22 protein-coding genes are annotated in these 18,294 nt (G+C 51.0%); 10 read left to right on the plus strand and 12 right to left on the minus strand.

The window, feature by feature from the left end:
- Window positions 1–13 precede the first annotated feature (13 nt).
- The 8 genes from rapZ to G006_RS0112615 are packed head-to-tail and all read right to left on the minus strand — an operon-like array spanning window position 14 to window position 6,004.
- Window positions 14–871 carry an RNase adapter RapZ gene (gene rapZ, locus G006_RS0112580; protein ID WP_020483550.1) on the minus strand — a complete coding sequence of 286 codons (858 nt, stop codon included), beginning with the start codon at window positions 869–871 and terminating at the stop codon, window positions 14–16.
- 56 nt (window positions 872–927) lie between these two features.
- Window positions 928–1,218: a ribosome hibernation-promoting factor, HPF/YfiA family gene (gene hpf, locus G006_RS0112585; RefSeq protein WP_020483551.1), complete on the minus strand. Its 291-nt coding sequence runs from the start codon at window positions 1,216–1,218 to the stop codon at window positions 928–930.
- Window positions 1,219–1,257: 39 nt separating this feature from the next.
- A complete protein-coding gene (locus G006_RS0112590; RefSeq protein ID WP_020483552.1) occupies window positions 1,258–2,694 on the minus strand; it encodes an RNA polymerase factor sigma-54 in 1,437 nt (478 codons plus the stop codon).
- A 13-nt stretch (window positions 2,695–2,707) separates the two neighbouring features.
- On the minus strand, window positions 2,708–3,433 hold the full coding sequence (gene lptB / locus G006_RS0112595) for an LPS export ABC transporter ATP-binding protein (RefSeq protein WP_020483553.1): 726 nt from the start codon (window positions 3,431–3,433) through the stop codon (window positions 2,708–2,710).
- The gene (lptA, locus tag G006_RS0112600; protein WP_020483554.1) at window positions 3,433–3,933 is read right to left on the minus strand and encodes a lipopolysaccharide transport periplasmic protein LptA; all 501 of its coding nucleotides are present in this window, start codon (window positions 3,931–3,933) and stop codon (window positions 3,433–3,435) included. Before lptA ends, lptB begins: the two co-directional genes overlap by 1 nt.
- A complete protein-coding gene (gene lptC, locus G006_RS0112605; RefSeq protein ID WP_020483555.1) occupies window positions 3,920–4,486 on the minus strand; it encodes an LPS export ABC transporter periplasmic protein LptC in 567 nt (188 codons plus the stop codon). The genes lptA and lptC overlap by 14 nt, the downstream gene beginning before the upstream one ends.
- A complete protein-coding gene (gene kdsC / locus G006_RS0112610; RefSeq protein WP_020483556.1) occupies window positions 4,483–5,016 on the minus strand; it encodes a 3-deoxy-manno-octulosonate-8-phosphatase KdsC in 534 nt (177 codons plus the stop codon). Before kdsC ends, lptC begins: the two co-directional genes overlap by 4 nt.
- A gap of 13 nt (window positions 5,017–5,029) precedes the next feature.
- On the minus strand, window positions 5,030–6,004 hold the full coding sequence (locus G006_RS0112615) for a KpsF/GutQ family sugar-phosphate isomerase (protein WP_020483557.1): 975 nt from the start codon (window positions 6,002–6,004) through the stop codon (window positions 5,030–5,032).
- A gap of 144 nt (window positions 6,005–6,148) precedes the next feature.
- On the opposite strand from G006_RS0112615, the gene G006_RS0112620 reads away from it, so the two are divergent.
- From G006_RS0112620 to hisD, 7 genes are read left to right on the plus strand one after another with little or no spacing between them, the layout of a single operon-like run.
- Complete coding sequence (locus G006_RS0112620) at window positions 6,149–6,967, plus strand: ABC transporter ATP-binding protein (RefSeq protein ID WP_020483558.1); 819 nt, start codon at window positions 6,149–6,151, stop codon at window positions 6,965–6,967.
- 17 nt (window positions 6,968–6,984) lie between these two features.
- The gene (gene mlaE / locus G006_RS0112625; protein ID WP_020483559.1) at window positions 6,985–7,767 is read left to right on the plus strand and encodes a lipid asymmetry maintenance ABC transporter permease subunit MlaE; all 783 of its coding nucleotides are present in this window, start codon (window positions 6,985–6,987) and stop codon (window positions 7,765–7,767) included.
- Between the two features lies 1 nt (window position 7,768).
- A complete protein-coding gene (gene mlaD / locus G006_RS0112630; RefSeq protein ID WP_020483560.1) occupies window positions 7,769–8,233 on the plus strand; it encodes an outer membrane lipid asymmetry maintenance protein MlaD in 465 nt (154 codons plus the stop codon).
- Window positions 8,233–8,544 (plus strand): STAS domain-containing protein, encoded by a 312-nt coding sequence (locus tag G006_RS0112635; protein WP_020483561.1) that lies wholly within the window; start codon window positions 8,233–8,235, stop codon window positions 8,542–8,544. Before mlaD ends, G006_RS0112635 begins: the two co-directional genes overlap by 1 nt.
- 34 nt (window positions 8,545–8,578) lie before the next feature.
- Window positions 8,579–9,844 (plus strand): UDP-N-acetylglucosamine 1-carboxyvinyltransferase, encoded by a 1,266-nt coding sequence (gene murA, locus G006_RS0112640; RefSeq protein ID WP_020483562.1) that lies wholly within the window; start codon window positions 8,579–8,581, stop codon window positions 9,842–9,844.
- A 15-nt stretch (window positions 9,845–9,859) separates the two neighbouring features.
- Window positions 9,860–10,489: an ATP phosphoribosyltransferase gene (gene hisG / locus G006_RS0112645; protein ID WP_020483563.1), complete on the plus strand. Its 630-nt coding sequence runs from the start codon at window positions 9,860–9,862 to the stop codon at window positions 10,487–10,489.
- Between the two features lie 2 nt (window positions 10,490–10,491).
- Window positions 10,492–11,793 carry a histidinol dehydrogenase gene (hisD, locus tag G006_RS0112650; RefSeq protein WP_020483564.1) on the plus strand — a complete coding sequence of 434 codons (1,302 nt, stop codon included), beginning with the start codon at window positions 10,492–10,494 and terminating at the stop codon, window positions 11,791–11,793.
- Between the two features lie 50 nt (window positions 11,794–11,843).
- Here hisD and G006_RS0112655 read toward each other — a convergent pair whose 3' ends face one another.
- Window positions 11,844–12,140 carry a BrnA antitoxin family protein gene (locus tag G006_RS0112655; RefSeq protein ID WP_033193928.1) on the minus strand — a complete coding sequence of 99 codons (297 nt, stop codon included), beginning with the start codon at window positions 12,138–12,140 and terminating at the stop codon, window positions 11,844–11,846.
- Window positions 12,115–12,393 (minus strand): BrnT family toxin, encoded by a 279-nt coding sequence (locus tag G006_RS27820; protein ID WP_020483566.1) that lies wholly within the window; start codon window positions 12,391–12,393, stop codon window positions 12,115–12,117. Before G006_RS27820 ends, G006_RS0112655 begins: the two co-directional genes overlap by 26 nt.
- Before the next feature lie 478 nt (window positions 12,394–12,871).
- Here G006_RS27820 and G006_RS0112660 point away from each other — a divergent pair, with 478 nt between their 5' ends.
- Both G006_RS0112660 and G006_RS0112665 read left to right on the plus strand, forming a co-directional pair.
- Complete coding sequence (locus tag G006_RS0112660) at window positions 12,872–13,438, plus strand: hypothetical protein (protein ID WP_020483567.1); 567 nt, start codon at window positions 12,872–12,874, stop codon at window positions 13,436–13,438.
- Between the two features lie 39 nt (window positions 13,439–13,477).
- Window positions 13,478–14,203 (plus strand): DUF2971 domain-containing protein, encoded by a 726-nt coding sequence (locus G006_RS0112665; RefSeq protein ID WP_081607933.1) that lies wholly within the window; start codon window positions 13,478–13,480, stop codon window positions 14,201–14,203.
- 901 nt (window positions 14,204–15,104) lie between these two features.
- On the opposite strand, the gene G006_RS0112680 is transcribed toward G006_RS0112665, so the two are convergent.
- Window positions 15,105–15,773: a laminin B domain-containing protein gene (locus tag G006_RS0112680; protein WP_020483571.1), complete on the minus strand. Its 669-nt coding sequence runs from the start codon at window positions 15,771–15,773 to the stop codon at window positions 15,105–15,107.
- 434 nt (window positions 15,774–16,207) lie between these two features.
- A complete protein-coding gene (locus tag G006_RS0112685) occupies window positions 16,208–17,089 on the minus strand; it encodes a LysR substrate-binding domain-containing protein (RefSeq protein ID WP_020483572.1) in 882 nt (293 codons plus the stop codon).
- Window positions 17,090–17,437: 348 nt separating this feature from the next.
- On the opposite strand from G006_RS0112685, the gene G006_RS0112690 reads away from it, so the two are divergent.
- Window positions 17,438–18,214: an ATP-binding protein gene (locus G006_RS0112690; RefSeq protein ID WP_020483573.1), complete on the plus strand. Its 777-nt coding sequence runs from the start codon at window positions 17,438–17,440 to the stop codon at window positions 18,212–18,214.
- Window positions 18,215–18,294 lie beyond the last annotated feature (80 nt).

Consider the following 18,294-nt stretch of genomic DNA (forward strand, 5'->3'; position numbering starts at 1 on the left):
CTGGATAGTTGCGTTAACGCAATTCCCGATGCCTGACGATAACGTTAGGAGTAATAGTTTGAAAGTGCTTACTTAATGCCTCAACCAAGTAAACCGAACGATGTTGACCGCCGGTACAACCGATCGCTATGGTTAAATAACTGCGATTATCCGACTCGAAGCGCGGCGCCCAGCGACCGATGAAATAACCTATATCATGCAGAAACTCTTTGACGATCACTTCGTTCTGCAAAAAATCGATGACCTCGGTGTGTTTGCCGGTCAATCCTCGCAACTCCGGCGCCCAATAGGGATTGGGCAAACTGCGGGCATCGAACACAAAGTCGGCATCCAACGGAATACCGTATTTAAAACCGAAAGACTGAAACAAAATCGACAAAGAACTTTTGCCCTTTTCACCCAAACGGTTTTTCAGTAAATCCCGTAACTGATGATAGTGGGTGTAACTGGTATCGATGACTATGTCGGCACGCGTCGCCACCGGCCGCAGCATTTCCCGTTCGATTTCCAGAGCCTCACGCAGCGGCCGGCTTTCGGTCGTCAACGGATGGCGGCGGCGCGTTTCACTGTAACGCTTCAGAATAATATTCTCGTCTGCCTCCATATAAACCAATTCGCAATCGATACCTTTGCTGCGAATAAAACTCAGACTATCCGGAAAATCTGCCAACTTCTGGTTACGGTTTCTGGCATCGATACCGATAGCGGTTTTACTGTAGGTGGCCGGGTCTTTCAGCATCACATGATCGACAAAATCCTCAAGTAAGGTCACGGGAAGATTGTCGATACAGTAATAGCCGCAATCTTCCAACGTATCCAGGGCGATACTCTTGCCCGATCCCGATAAGCCGCTAACAATGACTAGTTTCATATCCAAACCGATACAGAGCAAATTACCTTATCCACTCTGTACCGCTCGACCTCAACTTAACGATGGTTCTGATTTTTTTCTTTATGTTTGACGATTTGTCTATCGAGTTTGTCGACCATATTGTCGATAGCCGCGTACATATCTTCTTGTACATCTTCGGCATACAGTTTGGCGCCACTGATTTGCACGGCTGCTTCGGCTTTTTGCTCAAGCTTCTCAACGGTCAAAATGACGTGAACATCAACGACATTGTCGAAATGACGTTTGATTTTGCTAATTTTTTCATCCACGTAGGCTTTTAATGCTTCGGTGACTTCTACGTGATGACCTGTGATACTGACTTGCATGGAATACTCCTGTTTTTAAAAATTATTCTTCCAGATTGATCAAATGTGCCTTTTCCGCTGGCTGGTTGAAGGAATGGACATCGCTTCCCGATATTTGGCAATGGTGCGGCGCGCGACATTAATGCCCTTCTCATTCAATAAGTCCGATATTTTACTATCGCTCAATGGCTTGGCCGGGTTTTCACTGCCGACCAACTCTTTTATCAGCGCCCGAATCGCGGTCGCCGAACACTCTCCCCCGCCATCGGTACTGACATGGCTGGAGAAAAAATATTTAAACTCGATCACACCGTGCGGGGTGTGCATGTATTTTTGCGTGGTGACCCGAGAGATCGTCGATTCGTGCAATTCCAATTCCTCGGCAATATCGCGCAAGACCATCGGCTTCATCGCAATCGCTCCGTGCTCGAAAAAATCGCCTTGTTTTTCGACAATGCTTCTCGCCACGCGCAACAAGGTGTCGTTACGACTATGCAGACTTTTAATAAACCAGCGCGCTTCCTGTAGATGGTTTTTCATGCTGACATTGTCATGGCTATTGTCGGCACGTTTGATCATCCCGGAATAAAAAGGATTGACGCGCAATTTGGGCGCTATCTCCGGGTTCAGATTAACCTGCCACTGCCCATTCACTTTGGCAACAAACACATCCGGCACCACATATTCGACGTCCGAATCCTGCAAGCGTGCTCCAGGTTTGGGGTCCAGGGTGCGAATCAGCGCCAGCACGCCTTTCATCACGTCCTCAGTCAAGCCAACCCGTTTCATCAACCGGGCTTGGTCGCAACTGGCCAATAAATCCAAATGCCTATGCACGAACTCCAAAGCTTCCGACCGATAAGGCGTCGTAACCGGCAATTGCTGTAGCTGTAAGCCCAGACAATCGGCCAAATCCAGCGCAGCCACACCGACGGGGTCAAAGTTTTGCACCATATGCAGCACAGCCAAAACCTCATCCATTTCCAAGCCTTCCAGTTGATCCTGCAAGCCCTGGAAAATATCCGTCAATTCGCTGGTCACATAACCGTCGTCATTGACGGCGTCGATGATAGCGGTGGCAATTGCATAGTCGCGGTCCGAGATCGGAATCAGCTCCAACTGCCAGACCAGATGATCGCGTAAAGACTCTGACTTACCGCGAAAGGCCTCAAACTCCGGACTATCGCCCTCATCGCCGCCGCTGGGCAACGAACTTTCGTAAACGTCGTCCCAACTGACATCGACCGGTAGCTCATCCGGCATATCCGTTTGCGACCCTTCGCTGGTCTGCTGATCGGTGTTTTCCAGCTTTTTGTCCCTGAACTCGAGATTCGGCAGCTCCTCTTCATCGATCTCCAACATCATGTTGGATTCCAGGGCTTGCTGGATTTCCTGTTGTAAATCCAAAGTCGACATTTGCAACAGCTTGATGGCCTGCTGCAATTGCGGCGTCATGGTCAGACTCTGACCGATACGGAGTTGTAGAGATTGCTTCATGACTATTCGAATTTCATAAACTAAATTTCTCGCCCAGATACACTCTACGCACCTCTTCGTTATCCACCAACTGGCGCGACTGGCCTTCGGCGATAACCTTCCCATTGTTCAAAATATAAGCGCGATCACAAATCTCCAATGTCTCCCTCACTTTGTGCTCGGTAATCAAAATACCGATACCACGGTGCTTCAAGTGAGCAATGATTTTTTGCAGCTCCAGCACTGAAATCGGATCGACCCCGGCAAACGGCTCGTCCAGCAGGATAAACTGCGGCTCGCTCGCTAGCGCCCTGGCAATTTCCACCCGGCGCCGTTCGCCGCCTGACAAACCCAGCGCCACCTGATTCCGCAAGTGGTTGATATTAAACTCTGTCAGTAACTCGTCAATCAACAACTCGATTTGCCCATCGGTCAAATCGGCCCGAATCTGCAATACCGCGCGTAAATTGTCGGCCACACTCAACTTACGGAACACCGAAGCCTCTTGCGCCAGATAACCTATTCCCAAGCGCGCCCGCCGGTGCATCGGATGATGCGTGATGCGCTGCTCGTCGAGAAAAATCTCGCCGCTATCGGCTTTGACCAAACCCACCATCATGTAAAAGCTGGTGGTTTTGCCGGCTCCGTTCGGGCCCAGCAAACCTACTACTTCCCCGGTGTCCACCAGCAGGCTGACCCCATCGACCACATTTCGGTTGTTGTAGCGTTTAAACAGCTGTTGCGCAACCAATCGCGCCATTATTGCGCCTGCTTGGGCTTAGGTTTAATAACCGAGTGCACGCGCTTGCCGTCGGATTGCGCCTCACCAGCCTTCAGCAAGGAGTTTTTGGTATCGTACTCGATATACTCACTGGATTGTTTGGCGTCACCCTGCCAGACCGAGGCATTTTTCATAAATTTCAGCAAATTCTGGTCGGGATAAAATTCGTTGATCAAACCTTCCCCGTGCATTTCTTCCTTGCCAACCGCCGGCAACTGTTTGAATCGCGACGGTTTACCGGTGGCAATCAATTTGATAATCGCGCCATCCTTCAGATAAACCACTAACTTGTCTCCATCGATTCTGATCGTCCCTTGAGTAGCGACCACATTGCCGGTATAGGTGCTGATCTGCGCCTTTTCGTCGTAAACCGCATTATCCGAATCGATGTAGATAGGTTGTTCGGAATCAGACTCCAGACCAAACGCCATCCGTACCGAGAATAACAGGCCTACGCCGACCATTTTACTTAATTTCATAGCGACCTTTCACTTTGGACAACAATTTCAGGTGAATCGGACTAACAAAAGTCGCTTCCATTCCTACTCCCGCCGTTTTGTTGGGCGGGCTGATGATCTCCGCCCACGCCTGTGTCTCCGCATAATGGCTGGCGAGTTTCACCCGCAAATCCGATGTATTGATGGTCAGCGCCGAATTGGTTTTCGAGGCTTCCCGATTGATATAAGCACTACCGTTGAGTTGTAAATTATCGCCGTCCGCCGCCATCACGCCGCTGTCGGCCTTGATCAGCCAAGGCATCTGGTTGGGGTTATACAAAGTCATCACCGGCTTTTCCAGATGCGTACTGCCGTCGGCTTTAAAGTGCTGCATTTTTTCCGCGGCCAATTCGCTTTTCGGCACGCCGTCAATATTCATCTCTTTCTTGAAATAACCCAAACTAAAAAAATCCGGGCTATTCTCGGCAATTTTCATTTCCGCGTCACGTTCCTCATTCAACTGCACCAGCCACCATGACAACAATGCGGCCAAGCCGACATAAATAAAAATCTGTAGATTTTTCAGTACGGTCATAAATAGGTTTGCAGCACGCCGTCAAAGCTACCTTGGACTTGCATGATTAAATCGCATACTTCCCGAACCGCGCCTAAACCGCCGGCAGTATGGGTTTGCCAATGAGCATAATTTTTTAGCACGAAATTAGCATCTTGCACCGCCACCGCAAAGCCCACTTGCCGCATAACCGGCAAATCCAGAATATCATCGCCGATATACGCCACTTGTTCCGGCGTTAGGACCAGACGCTGCAAAATTTCCGCGAATGCCGCGCGCTTGTTCTCGTGACCTTGGTAGACGAGCTCGACCCCAAGACTCTGCATACGCAGCGCGACCGAATTGGATTTGCGGCCGGAAATCACCGCCACTTCCACACCGGTCTGACGCAACAATTTAATGCCGTGCCCGTCGCGGGCGTGAAAACATTTGTATTCTTTGCCGTTATCGTCGAAAAACAAACGACCGTCGGTCAGCACGCCATCCACATCCAAAATCAACAGCTTTAGCTGCTTAACAATACTCAGTAATTGGGAATTTAAATCGAACATCACTCGCCACTCTTCAGACTATGCCGGCCCGCAGCAAATCGTGCATATTCAACGCGCCCAACAATTTCTGTTGGCTGTCGACGACCAGCAGGGCATTGATTTTTTTACTTTCCATGATTTGCATGGCTTCCGCCGCCAACATATCCACATCGATCACTTTACAAGGACCGGTCATCACTTCGGCGATGCATGTCGCATGCACATCCAGATTTTTTTCCAGCATGCGTCGCAAGTCACCGTCGGTAAATATCCCGGCGACCCGGCCTTCGCCATCGACCACTGCGGTCATGCCCAGCTTCTTGCCGGTCATTTCCAGCAAGGCATCGCTCACTAAAACGCTATCAGTAACCACCGGCACTTCAGTACCGCGGTGCATGATGTCGTTAACCTGTAACAACAAGCGCTTACCCAAGCTACCGCCTGGATGCGATAAAGCAAAATCGTCACGGGTAAAGCCCTTGGTTTCCAATAGCGACACGGCCAACGCATCGCCCATCACCAATGCTGCGGTGGTGCTGGCGGTCGGCGCCAAACCCAACGGACAAGCCTCTTGTTCGACAGCAACGTTAATGTGTACGCTGGCAAACCGGGCCAAAGCCGATTCCGGATTGCCGGTCAACGCGATCAGCGGCACGCCTAGTCGCTTAATAATAGGCAATATCGTCAGGATTTCTTCGGTCTCGCCGGAATTGGACAAAGCCAGCACCACGTCCTGCCGGGTAATCATGCCCAGATCGCCGTGACTGGCTTCTCCCGGATGCACAAAAAAAGCCGGGGTGCCGGTACTGGCAAGCGTGGCGGCAATTTTACCGGCAATATGCCCGGATTTGCCCATACCAGTGACCACCACCCGGCCTTTACAGGCCAGCAGCAAACGGCAGGCGCTAACAAATTGCTCATCGATGCGTGCAGCCAAGCCGGCAACCGCCTGCATTTCGGTCTGAATCACCGCCAACGCCAACGCCTGTATGTCTTGATCACAACCCACGCAAATTAACTCCACGCACCGAAACAAAAAGGAACCATTATTGCATGTTATTAACCGACTTTTCACCCCAAGTCATTGACTTATTCTCGGCCAGTCATAGAAAATAGCCTGTTCCCAATCCCAAAACTCTTTTGATTCCGGTAGATGGCCAATAGCGCAAGTCCTGAAGACAATATCGTTTCGATTAGTAACTTGAGCTTTTCCAGAGGCCCCAGAAAAATTTTCGACGCCGTCAGCCTGGAAATTCAGCGCGGCAAAGTCACGGCTATCATGGGCCCCAGCGGCACCGGCAAGACCACGCTATTGAAATTGATCGGTGGTCAGTTGACCCCGGATCGCGGTCAAATACATGTGGACGGGCAAAATGTTCACCGCCTGAAAACTCGCGAACTATACGAATTGCGCAAACGCATGGGCATGCTATTCCAAAGCGGCGCCCTGCTCACGGACATGAGCGTCTACGACAACGTGGCGTTCCCCATGCGCGAACACACCCATTTACCGGACTCGATGATCCGCACTTTAGTGTTGATGAAGCTGCACGCGGTGGGACTGCGCGGCGCGCGGCATTTGATGCCCAACGAGTTGTCGGGCGGTATGGCTCGCCGAGTTGCGCTGGCTCGAGCCATCGCCCTCGACCCATTGATGATCATGTACGACGAACCGTTTACCGGTCAGGACCCAATTTCCAAGGGCGCACTGGTGCACTTGATCAAGTCGCTGAACACCACTCTAGGCCTGACTAGCATCATTGTTTCGCATGACGTGCAGGAAACCGCCGCCATCGCCGATTACATTTATGTATTGTCTGGAGGCAAAATCATTGGTCAGGGTACCCCACAAGAGTTACAGCAGTCCGATTCGGAGTGGGTGCAACAGTTTATGCACGGCGACGCTGACGGCCCTGTACACTTCCACTATCCTGCGCCTGATTACCTGGACGACCTGCTGGCCAGCAAATAACCACCTTGTATTCAACAATGTTTCAATTTCTGCAAAATCTAGGAAAAACCACGCGTAGCAGCTTTGCCAAGCTCGGTCGCGCCTCGTTTTTTCTGAGCCACACCTTGACCGGCATCAGTGATGTAGTGCTGCGCCCCAACTTGCTGATAAAGCAGGTGTATTCGGTTGGCGTTTTGTCATTTCTGATTATCACCATCTCCGGCCTGTTCGTCGGCATGGTTTTAGGTTTGCAAGGCTTTAACATTCTGTCCGACTTCGGCGCCGAGGAATCGCTGGGCGTGATGGTCGCCGCCTCTTTGGTACGCGAACTGGGACCTGTGGTATCGGCTCTATTGTTTGCCGGCCGGGCCGGCTCGGCCTTGACCGCCGAAATCGGCTTGATGAAGGCCACCGAACAATTATCCGGCATGGAAATGATGGCTGTCGATCCGATCAAGCGCATTATTTCGCCGCGCTTCCTGGCCGGCTTTCTGTCCATGCCTTTATTGGCGGCCTTGTTTAGCGCCATCGGCATCATGGGTGGCCATCTGGTCGGCGTGGGCATGCTTGGCGTTGACGACGGCGCATTTTGGGCACAAATGCAGGCCAGCATCGATTTTCAAGAAGACATCATCAACGGCATCCTGAAAAGCGTGGTGTTCGGTTTCGTGGTGTCCTGGATAGCCTTATTCGAAGGTTACGACGCGATTCCGACTTCTGAGGGCGTCAGCCGCGCCACCACTCGCACTGTCGTTAACTCCGCGTTTTCGGTTCTAGCACTCGATTTCATTTTAACCGCACTCATGTTTGGAGACATTTAACATGCAGCATTCCAAGACCCAGGACACTCTGGTCGGTTTTTTTGTCGCCAGCGGCATTGCCGCCTTGTTTTACATGGCGCTGCAAGTCAGCAATCTCGGCAGCTACACCGGCGACGACAGCTATACCGTCATCGCCCACTTTCAAAATAGCGGCGGCCTGAAAGTCAAATCCCCGGTGTCGGTAGCCGGCGTGCGCATCGGCCGCGTCTCAGCAATCCGATTGGACAAGGACAGCCACGAATCCGTCGTGGAAATGCGCATCGAATCACAATACAACAACCTACCCAGCGATTCCGGCGTCAGTATTTATACCGCCGGCTTGCTAGGTGAACAGTACGTTAGCCTGGACCCGGGTTCGTCGGATGAATTTTTGAAGGATAAAAGCACCATTGACATCACCAGCTCCGCGATTGTGTTGGAAGAAATGATAGGCAAATTCATGCTGAACAAAGCGGAAGGCAAATAATGTCCAAGCTGACATTAACCGAACAGTCTCCCGGCCACTTTACCGTGGAAGGCAGCCTGACTTTTGCCAGCATCGACAAACAAACTTTGCAATCCTTTAAGTTTTTGAAAGGCATGGATAGCATGTGCATCGATCTGGCCAAGGTACAGACCACCGATAGTGCCGGTTTGGCCTTGATGATCGAATGGATCAGGCTCAGCCGGATGGGCCGGGTCAAGCTGTCTTTCAAGAACATCCCGGCTCAGCTGCTGGCATTAGCCAAACTCAGCGGCCTGGACGAAACCGAATATTTTGCAATCCACACGCATTAAGCTGCGTTCCAAATTTACAAACCAATAAAAATCCATGGATAAATTACTGATTACCGGCGGTCAACCGCTGCACGGCGAACTGAGAATCTCCGGCGCCAAAAACGCCGCTCTGCCTATTCTCGCCGCCACTCTGTTGTCCGATGTACCGGTTAGCGTCGGCAACATTCCGCATTTGCACGACATTACCACCACCATGGAATTGTTGGGACAAATGGGCGTGCGCCTGACCGTCGATGAAAAGATGAACATCGAGGTCGATACCAGCACTATCGACAAATACGAAGCACCCTACGAGCTGGTGAAAACCATGCGCGCCTCGATTCTGGTATTGGGACCCTTGTTGGCCCGCTTCGGCGAAGCCTATGTCTCGCTGCCCGGCGGTTGCGCGATTGGTACTCGGCCGGTGGATATTCACATCGACTCGCTGATCAAAATGGGCGCCGACATTACCGTCGAAGCCGGTTATATTCACGCCAAGGTCAAACGCCTGCAAGGCTGTCATCTGGTACTGGATAAAGTCACCGTTACCGGTACTGAAAACATCCTGATGGCCGCGACACTAGCCGAAGGCATAACCATTATCGAAAACGCTGCGAAAGAACCGGAAGTCACCGATTTGGCGCATTTTCTTAACAAGATGGGCGCGAAAATTACCGGCGTCGGCACCGACATTCTGACGGTGGAAGGCGTGGAAAGACTGGGCGTGGAAGGCTTGCATTACGACATCCTGCCCGACCGTATCGAAACCGGCACCTATCTGGTGGCCGGCGCGATTAGCCGCGGCCATGTCAAACTGAAAAACACCGACCCCAGCACCTTGGACGCAGTACTGGTTAAATTAAAAGAAGCCGGCGCCGACATCACCTGCGGCGAAAACTGGATCGAACTGAATATGCACGGCAAACGTCCCAAAGCCGTTACCGTCCGCACCGCCCCTTATCCGGCTTTCCCGACCGACATGCAGGCGCAATTCACCGCGTTGAATTCCGTCGCCGAAGGCGTGGGCCTGATCACCGAAACCGTGTTCGAAAACCGCTTCATGCACGTCCAGGAACTGCAACGGATGGGCGCGCAAATCAGGTTGGAATCGAATACCGCTATCTGCACCGGTAGTACTCAGTTAAAAGCCGCACCGGTGATGGCTACCGACTTACGGGCGTCCGCCAGCCTGGTCTTGGCAGGACTGGTTGCAGAAGGCGAAACCCTGGTGGACCGGATTTACCATATCGACCGTGGCTACGATCACATCGAAGAAAAACTGTCGCAACTGGGCGCCACCATTCGCCGCGTTCCTAACTAACACTATCGCAAAGCCATGTTGACCATTGCCGTATCCAAAGGCCGTATTTACGAAGAAGCCCTGCCCTTCCTGGAACAGGCCGGCATCACGCCGATCGACGATCCGGACAAAAGCCGCAAACTGATTCTGCAAACCACCCGCCCCGACGTGCAGTTGGTGATCATCCGCGCCACCGACGTCCCCACTTTCGTCGAATACGGCGCGGCGGATATGGGTATCGCCGGCAAGGACGTATTGATGGAGCACGGTGCGGAAAGCCTTTACGAACCGCTGGATTTGGGCATTGCCGGTTGCCGCTTGATGACTGCAGGCCCGGTCAATGCGCCGGAAGTAAAAGGTCGTTTGCGGGTCGCCACCAAATACGTGAAAACCGCGCAGAGCTACTATGCCAACTTAGGCATTCAAGCCGAAATCATCAAGCTTTACGGCTCGATGGAACTGGCGCCGTTGGTCGGCTTGGCCGATTGCATCGTCGATTTGGTCGATACCGGCAATACCCTGAAAGCCAACGGCCTGGAGCCGCGGGAACTAATCGCCAACATCACCTCTCGACTGGTGGTGAATAAAGCGGCGATGAAAATGAAACATCAAGCCATTCAAGCACTCATCGATCAGTTCGAAACCACGTTGGCCCAGAGGGCGTAATCATGACTGCTATAAAAATGCTCCGCCTTGATAGCGCGGCAATCGACTTTGAAAAACAACTGCAAGCCCGCTTAGCCTGGGATGCCAGCGACGATCTGGAAATACACAAACGAGTGTTGGACATCATCGCCGACGTAAAAAAACGTGGCGACAAAGCGCTGCTGGAGTACACCAACCGCTTCGACGGCACCGCCTTTAAAACCGCTGCCGAACTGGAATTGGACCGAACTGCGTTGCAACAGGCCTGGGATACCTTACCCAGCACCCAGGCCATTGCTTTGCAAACCGCCGCCGACCGAGTCCGTGCTTATGCCGAGCATCAAAAACTGCAATCCTGGCAATTCACCGAGATAGACGGCACTGTGTTGGGGCAAAAAGTCACGCCACTGGATAAAGCCGGCCTCTATGTGCCGGGCGGCAAAGCCGCTTACCCATCCTCGGTATTGATGAATGCGATTCCGGCCAAAGTCGCCGGCGTCGGCGAACTGATTATGGTGGTCCCGACCCCGCGCGGCGAGACGAATGCGCTGGTATTGGCGGCGGCGCATGTCGCCGGCGTCGATAAAGTATTCACCATTGGCGGCGCCCAAGCCGTCGCGGCCTTGGCTTACGGCACCGAGTCGATCCCGGCGGTGGATAAAATCGTCGGCCCCGGCAACATCTACGTCGCCACCGCCAAAAAGCTGGTGTTCGGCCAAGTCGGCATCGACATGATCGCCGGCCCGTCCGAGATATTGATCATCTGCGACGGCCAGACCAACCCGGACTGGATTGCCATGGACATGTTCTCGCAAGCCGAACACGACGAAAACGCCCAAGCCATTTTGATCAGCGACGATGCCGCGTTTCTGCAGCAAGTGGAAGCCAGCATCAATAAACTGCTGCCGGAAATGGAACGCGCCGACATCATCCGCGCCTCGCTGACCGGTCGCGGCGCATTTATCAAAGTCGCTAACTTGTCCGAAGCCGCGCAAGTCGCCAATCGCATCGCTCCGGAACATCTCGAGTTGTCCGTAGCGGAACCGGAAGCCTTGTGCGAGCAAATCCATAACGCCGGCGCCATTTTCATGGGCCGTTTCACCGCCGAAGCGCTGGGTGATTACTGCGCTGGTCCCAACCACGTCCTGCCCACCTCCAGCACAGCCCGTTACTCGTCACCTTTAGGGGTTTACGACTTCCAAAAACGCAGCAGTTTGATCAATTGCTCGGCGGTTGGCGCGCAGAATTTGGGCAAGATTGCTTCGGTGTTGGCGCGGGGGGAGAGTTTGACCGCGCATGCGCGGTCGGCGGAGTTTAGGATTTAATCAACAAACTCGCGGAGGCCGGATAAGTGAAAGTATTTCCGGCCTGCAAATTATGCGGGCGAATGATCCTTCAGCCATTCTTTCAAGGCATCGTTCATCCTAGTCTGCCAGCCTTTGCCGCTAGCACGAAAAGCCTCCAGCACCTCTACATCCAGCCTAATCCCGGTAAATACTTTCGGTGAATCCTTACGTGGCCGGCCGCCCCTGGACTTAAGCATTTCAGCCGCCTGCTCCTCCCCAAATAGCTCGGCAAACACTTCGCCTGCGGGACGCATCAGTTTAAAATCGGTTTCGGTCAGTTCTCGGACTTCCCCGTCTGCATCAGTCAACGGTAATGGTTTTGCCATATTTGCGGGCCTCTCTTAAATTTGCTTTTCGGAAACTAATCACGCGGATTCCACCGGTCACGGGAGTAAAACATAGGACATGTAGTCGCCCATCCAGATAACCAATCGCAACAAAACGTCGCTCCGGATAATCTTTACGAACATCTTCCGTCGCAATGGCGCTAGACCAGTCAAAATCTGCCACTCGCTCGAAGCTCAAGCCACGTTCGAGGATATTTCTGGCGCTTTTTGCAGGGTCAAATTCAATGATCATGAGTCATTAATGTATAAACAAAAACCGGTTAGAGCAAGTTTTTGTTTATACAAATTGTGATTTTGTGTCGCTATCGCGACTGTTTTATTTAATGTCGGGTCTCGGCCCGACAGCCGAGATACTTTCTTTTGCTTGGCCAAAAGAAAGTATCCAAAGAAAAAGCCACCCGACATTCCGCCTTTATCCTGCGCTTCTCGCTTTTGACGAGGGTTTTCAGAAGGGGCTTCCCAGCCCCTCCGAAAACGAGCGGCATCCCTGCCGTTCCCCTACGGGCTGATCCCGCCAAAAGCTGCGATGCTCGGGGCGGAATAACGGGAGAAAAACCAACCCGGAATTCTGCAAAACGCCAATATGAAAAATACCACTCTATAATGTAGGATGTGCCGACGTGAGAAGGCGCATCTATCGCGAACGATGCGCTTCACGTTGTTCAGCAAATCCTACGGCCCTTTATCCTGATTCATTTCTGCATTTGTATATGGCGTCCAAATTAACCCCCTGTAATCTTTGTAAAAAAGAAATTTCGAGTAGCGCAACTGTTTGTCCAAATTGCGGAGAAAAGAACCCAACCAAACGGCCCCAGAAAGTTGGCTGGTTGGGTAAGATTTGCGGTTTGATAATTTGGGGTGCTGTGGCACTATCGATCCTGTTAGGATTTTTCGGAACACCTGATCGAACATCAACCCAAGCTACGCCAGAAACCCCTGCTCTTACTGAAGAACAAATTTACAATGAATCGTGTAGCCAAGATTGGCGCAAGTGCAAAAGTAATGCTGATATTGTTAATTTGAACACCTCCGTAAATCGTGCGATGAAAACAGCTTGTAAGCGAGCTGCTGAAAAAAACAGCAAATTCGAAATCGATTGGAACTGGCTAGCATTTGGAACGTTCTACGAAAATGATTCTGATATTAAGACTGGTGAAATATTGATTCAAGATAACGACTCGAAATATGCCAATATGTTTGGTGGTAAAGTCAAAGTAACTACAAAATGTCTGTTTAATCTTAAAACTATGACTGTCGATCAAGTTTCAGCCGAATAATTCATACACAAATTCTGATAAGGTAGGGATGCTAATATTATGTCAGACGCTTGCTGTCTAAAGTTTAGAGCGATCAATAAATATCTTATTGAATCATTGGTCAACCCAAGTATTTATTTCGCCAATCCAGGTCAATTGAATGACCCATTTGATTGTAGAATGGATGTCAATAAAATTATTTCTAGTGCGATACATAAGGAAAAAGATCAAAGGCAGAAGGATTTTTTACTATCTTTTTTAGATAATAAAAGTTTTGGTGAAAATTGGAAGTCCCAATTCGAGAATATTGGTGTGTTTTCAGTGTCCATGTGTAGTGAAATCACTAAAAAACAATCGCTTATGTGGTCTCACTATGCTGATGAACATCGAGGGTTATGCGTAACATATAGTTTTTCAGGGGATTACTTTACTAATGCCGAGTTACTTGCCAAGGGAATGGTCCAGTATTGTGCAGCACCCGATGTTTCAGGGGTGTTTAGTAGTAATTTTGATCCTGTAAAGATTACACAAGCTCTACTTTATATTTTTTTATTTAATAAAAGTAGTGAATGGGGATATGAGTCAGAGTTTAGATTGCTTAAATATTCGTCTGGAACATTTCCTATTAATCCAAGTTCAATACATGAAATTTGTTTTGGGCTACGAACTCCAAAATCAGACATCGATTTTATTAAAAAAATAGCATCTGATTATTGTGGCTGTACTTCTTTCTATCAAATGCAGCATGATGATAGTGCTATGGGCTTTAAAGCGGTAAAGCTTTAAAAAACCCGCTTAAATAGGTTTTTACTTATTTTTTCTCAACAAACCTTTGATTTCATCCAAGGCCGTAAGTCTCAATCCGTAGGGCGTCAATAAGCCCATAAGATGCGCCCATAGGATACTGCCGACATTAGGAGGCGCATCGGTCGCGTTACTCGATACCTTGAATTTCATATTGCTTATTACCTCCCCAAGGCCGTAAGGCTTTTAGCGCAAAGCCGGAAGCTATTAGTGTGCAGCGATTTGCCGTATGCGAATGGCTCGTCGGCCTGCGCGCAAGGGCGGGAGGCTCGGGTTTGAAGCGATTTGGCTTACCCTAATAGTTTTTTGCCTGGCGAGCAAGGTTATCGAGGCTTGCGATTGAAGCTATTTACCTTGCACGACCGGCTTGTCGGCCTGCGCGCCAGGTCGAGTAGGTTTGAGTTCGAACCGAATTGGCTTAACCGAATGGCTTTTTACCTGGCGCGCAAGATTATCGCGGCTTGCGATTGCAGTTATTCAGCTTGCGCGCACGGCTTTTTGGCTTGCCGGCATTGCGCATTGCTTGGCGCTTAAGGCTAAAAGGTATTGCGGACGGATAAGCGAAGCGCCATCCGCCGATCAAATTTCAAATTTCGCGACTTGGGTTTTCTCCCGTATGCCGCGCCGAGCACCGGAGCTTTTGGTGGGAATAGCCCGAAGGGGTGCGGCAGGGATGCCGCACGTTGGCGAAGGGGCAGGAAGCCCCTTTCGCCAACCCCCGCCAAAAGCTTCGGTGCGCAGGACCAAAGCGGCATCCGGGTGGCTTTTCTTTTGGTGACTTTTCTTTGGCCAAACAAAGAAAAGTTACTCGGCTGTCGGGCCGAGACCCGACTTCAAAACCAGCCGTTGCGCCAGCGACACAACAACATGACGAGTCAGCGCGTTACGCTCGACGAATACGCGACCCAAACCCCGCAAATCCCACGCCAAATAACCAAAACGCCCCCGGCAACGGCACCGTTTGCAATACCACATTATCCAGCCCTGCAGTTTCAAAAATGCCGTTGGTATATTCCCCATGAATATAAAGCCCGCTCAAGTCGGACAGCACATTATGAAAATCACTTTGGCTGGCGAACACCCCGTCTGTGGTGTCCAGTCGCCATTCCGACGAGGGCGCGAAGTTCAGGGCGATATGGGTCCAGCCACTGTTTGGCACGATGTTCGGATTGCGTTTCCATAGCAAGCGCAGACCGTTGCCGACCAACATAATATCGGTGGTTTGCCAGTTGACATCGCCATCGCGATAAGTCAAATCGTAGGAAAGCCCGATAGCGCTGGTCTGCGACCCTAAAAATGCGGCTGGAGCGGAAAAAGTAAAATCGCCACCGTCCGGATCACTGGCGGCGAGATAATTGCCGGGATTGCCACCACCTGACACGTAACTGGGTTGGTATTGACCAATGATCGAATAATTGTTCTGGCTGAAATCGGCAAAACTGACGATTTGCCAGTTCTCGCTGTCGACATCGAACGAACTGGACACGCTGGCGAGAATCGGCTGCGAAGTCAACAGGGCGATAGCAACAGGTAATAACTGTTTTTTGTTCATGGTCGGTACTCCTAAGGTAAAAGCCCGGCATTGAGATCGGGCAACGTGCTTGCTTGGCCATAAGACTCAAGGCATTGGTGGCAATAGTCGCAATTTTTGTCGCGCCTCTTATCTCCGCCTTCGAATATTCAAAGCATCAGGCTGTTATCAGGCGCGATAAGGGTTAAGGACTTTGCGAATATTAGACGATTTGTAATTTCACGTCGGGGATTACTCCAGTATGCCGCAGTATGTACCTCTCTCAGTTTTTAAACGGACATACGAGACAAGGGCCGCCTTTTTTCGGCTAAATACAAGTTTACTTCTAGCGAATACTCGCAGCCGACAGGCTGCCATACAGAGCAAAAGAACATCAAAGGTTTTCGTGGAAAATGTCATTTGGCCGTCGGTTCACTAACTGCTAATAAAATAGTCGCCACGCCAGCGGTGTATACCTAAATGTCCTTAGCCGCATCCCGCACCAAGCCGCTCAAGCGCCGAATCAGCTCCCCTCTGGCACTGGTTTTGCGCCAAACCATGCCTATGGTCCGGCTCGGCGCCGGCTCCGCGAAAGGTAAATAGCGGATACCCGGTTCCTCGCGAACGGCGATTCGCGGCATAAAGGTAATGCCTGTGCCGGCGTGGACCATTTGCCGCAAGGTTTCCAGACTGGTGGCGCGAAGATCCTGTTCTTCGTCGGCACCGATGGTTTGGCAGATTTGCAGGGCATGCCCACGTAAGCAATGACCTTCCTCAAGCAGCAGTAAATGTTCGCCGTTTAGATCGTCTGGCTCGACTTGCGGCTTGGCCGCCAACGGATGACCGTCCGCCACCGCCAGCAAAAACTCATCTTCAAACAAGGCCTGGCTTTCCAGAAAGTCCTCGTAAATCGGCAAGGCTAGCAAGGCGCAATCCATCTGTCCGCTGCGGAGTTGCTGTAACAATTGCTCGGTTTTTTCCTCGACCAGAATCAGGCGGATGCGTGGTAAATCCTGCTTGATTAAGGGTACCAATGGCGGAAACAAATAGGTCGCCAAGGTCGGAAAGGCGCCAAAGCGCAGGTTACCGGCCAGCGGGTCCTGGGCTGTAGCGGCCAGTTCCTTGATATTGTCTTGCTCCTTCAAGATGCGCCTTGCCGACGCCACGATCTGCTCACCCAGCTCGGTAGGCAGCACTTTTTTATTGGTGCGCTCGAAAATCTGGATACCCAATTCGTCTTCCAACTTTTTTATCTGGGTACTCAAGGTCGGCTGGCTGATGCAGCAACGGTCTGCCGCCTGCACAAAGCTGCGCAAGTCGGCAACGGCGATTAAATAATTTAAATCCCGCAGATTCATAGCCACCCCGTAAATAGCCAATAGCTATCGTTTAAATGATAACAATCGATTATAAGTCGATCATCGCGCAGAAACGAGCCTCGACCTCCCAAGCCGCGACTTAAAATAAAGTCTAAGCAGTCCTTGGTTACCGGCACAAGCGGCATATACTGGCTACAGTGGGTAGCCACATTTCCACAATAGCTATAACTTTCCCACAAAATCTGTGGATAACTCTGTTGGCAACCCGTTAAAAGCCGCGCTAAGTTGTTGCTGTGCTTAGAGTGGTGTTAAATTGTCTAAAATTTATACAATATTCATTTCTTTACACAAACCGGCACTTCGACCGGCCCCAGCCAAGGATCACAGATGATAGATTGGAACCACACCTATGCGGCAATTTGGCGCCAGCGCCAGGCGTTTCTGCGTCCCGTTCGGCAAATCGATCCGATCCGGCTGGACCAACTGCTGGGCATAGAGCCGCAAAAGCAGCAAATGATAGACAACACGCTGCGTTTTCTGGCGGGACTGCCGGCGAATAATGCCTTGTTATGGGGCGCGCGCGGCACAGGCAAATCTTCGCTGGTAAAAGCCCTGTTGAACGAATATTTGCACGAAGGTTTACGAGTCATCGAAGTCGATAAGCAAGATTTGCTGTATCTGCCGGAAATCGTCGATGACATCCGAGAACACAATCAGCGCTTCATTATTTATTGCGACGATCTGTCTTTTGAGCACGGCGATGCCCTATACAAGCCGCTGAAGAGCGTGTTGGAAGGCTCTATCGAACTGCCGCCTGAGAATGTGTTGTTTTATGCCACGTCCAATCGCCGCCATCTGCTACCGGAACATATGCGCGACAATCTGGATACCCTGCTGGTTGACAACGAGGTGCATTATTCCGACACCATAGAGGAAAAAATCTCTCTGTCCGACCGCTTCGGTTTACGGCTGGCCTTTTATCCGCAACATACCCAGACTTATTTGGACATTGTCGATAGCTATTTCGTCGATTATCCCGGCAACCGTGAGGCTTTGCACAAGGCCGCGTTGGACTTTGCCCACCAGAACGCCGCAAAAAACGGCCGAACCGCGAAGCAATTTTTCAATGCCTTTAGTAATGACGAACGTACCGAACAGCTGTAACTCGGCTCTAAACGGGCTACCGGTTATAAAAATTCTCCTAATTCGCCAGAATCTTCAGTTAACGCGAAGGAGGGAGCGGT

Source organism: Methylomonas sp. MK1, assembly GCF_000365425.1.
Lineage (GTDB): Bacteria > Pseudomonadota > Gammaproteobacteria > Methylococcales > Methylomonadaceae > Methylomonas.